This is a genomic window from Paenibacillus sp. MAH-35, from assembly GCF_058135425.1.
In genome coordinates this window covers 1-1,110 of sequence record NZ_JBYUPU010000098.1, presented here as the reverse complement: position 1 = coordinate 1,110, position 1,110 = coordinate 1, and the positions used below count along the sequence as shown (strand labels likewise).

General features: G+C 31.5%; 2 protein-coding genes. Both read right to left on the bottom strand.

The genetic code is table 11. The features are described from left to right. Positions 1 to 570, bottom strand: a 570-nt coding sequence (locus AC3Y2E_RS34565; RefSeq protein ID WP_379217983.1) for a lipopolysaccharide biosynthesis protein, incomplete at its 3' end; no start/stop codon positions are given. A 37-nt stretch (positions 571 to 607) separates the two neighbouring features. After that, the coding region (locus AC3Y2E_RS34560) for an O-antigen ligase family protein (protein ID WP_379217981.1) at positions 608 to 1,110 on the bottom strand (503 nt) is incomplete at its 5' end.

Below are 1,110 nucleotides of genomic sequence, written 5' to 3'. Positions count from 1 at the left end.
AATATTTATTATCAGTGTTGCCAATAAAACACCAGTTGCACCAAGTTTTATCACTACAATAAACAAAAGGTTTAAACACACTGCACATATAAAAAATGTTAAATTAACAATTGTATACTTCTTCCCTTGATGCATACTTTGCATCATACGCTGATGAATGGTGTACTGACATACAAAAATCATATTTAAAAGACATATGAACAATATGGGGTAAAATGTAAATCCCCTGAAAAAAAAGTCGATTAATATTCTCTGAAATATAACTCCTAATACCATCAATATTAATCCTGTGAACAGTATAAAAATAATAATAGTTCCGTAAAATGCCTTTAGCCTTTCTCTATCTTCTTTATAATCCACGTAAAATCTGGATACAGATGAATAAAGAGAAAACGAAATTATTATCGACGCAACATTTGTAAAGCTGCTTACAAGATTCGTTACCCCATAGTCATTTGGAGTTAAAAACATAGTATATACCGGCAGTAATAAAAAACTAATAGCATTAACCAACACTGAGCTTATCGTATATAAACCAGAATTAACCAGAACATTATTTTTTCCACTCATTGTTTAACTCTCCCATGTTCCTGCCGCTGATATCAACTTAGCTTGTCAAAGCTTTAAGCTTTTTTCTATCAGCATTCACAAACAAATATACACTTCCTAAAGATATGAGTAACTGTATAAAGTGCATATTATACGAAACAATACCCAACTCCAAAGGGAATAAGCATATCATAAAAGCTAAGAAAAAATCTCGTAGCTTTGAAGTGCTCTCTCTGTCCATCAGTAACTTGTAGATCAAAAATATATAATACGAGTAATACAATATAAATCCTATTGCCCCATTATTCACCAACAGTTCCACAAAGTTGTTATGAGCATACATGCTGATTCCAAATATACTTCCATATAGCATCTTATAGTTATCAATTCCAAACCCAATTACTGGTCTTTGAGCAAAAAAATCAAGACCATATTTAATCATGTTTTGCCTGACCATATCTTCATGAAGCTTGACTTGCTGATCTCCAGAAAATAAATCAAAGACACCTTCCATACGATAACCTACAATTTTATATAACTGAGGTATATTAAACATTGCCC